Origin of the sequence: Streptomyces malaysiensis subsp. samsunensis (assembly GCF_024519315.1) — a bacterium.
GTDB lineage: Bacteria > Actinomycetota > Actinomycetes > Streptomycetales > Streptomycetaceae > Streptomyces > Streptomyces malaysiensis.
On the sequence record NZ_JANIIC010000254.1, the window covers coordinates 1 to 599 of the forward strand.

Annotated in this window: 1 pseudogene; it reads left to right on the top strand. The window is 71.1% G+C overall.

Annotated features, from left to right (window positions below):
- A pseudogene (locus NQU54_RS48760) lies at positions 1-599 on the top strand (IS5 family transposase); the annotation flags it as partial.

Consider the following 599-nt stretch of genomic DNA (forward strand, 5'->3'; position numbering starts at 1 on the left):
GTGGCGCGGCCGAAGCCGTGGGAAGTCGATGACGAGCTGTGGGCGGTGATCGAGCCGCTCTTGCCCAAGGTCGAGCGTCGGGCCCGGCACCCGGGGCGCAAGCGGCATCCGGACCGGCTGGTGTTCCAGGGCATCCTGTTCGTCCTGCACACCGGGATCGCCTGGGAACACCTGCCGCAGGAACTCGGCTTCGGCTCGGGCATGACCTGCTGGCGTCGCCTGGCCGAATGGACCGGGGCCGGGGTCTGGCCCCGGCTGCACGAGGTCCTCCTCGCCCAGCTCCGTAGCGCGAATGCTCTGGACTTCTCCCGTGCGGCGGTCGACGGTTCCCACATCCGCGCGTTAAAGGGGGAGCCAAGACCGGACGAAGCCCCGTCGACCGGGGCAGGACGGGCAGTAAACACCACCTGATCACCGATGCCACGGGCATCCCGCTCGCGGCCACCCTCACCGGCGGCAACCGCAACGACGTCACCCAGCTGATCCCGCTCCTGCAGGCCGTGCCGCCGGTACGGGGCAAGCGCGGCCGACCCCGGCGCCGCCCGGACGTGGTCCTGGGCGACCGCGGTTACGACCACGACAAGTACCGCCGACTGGTC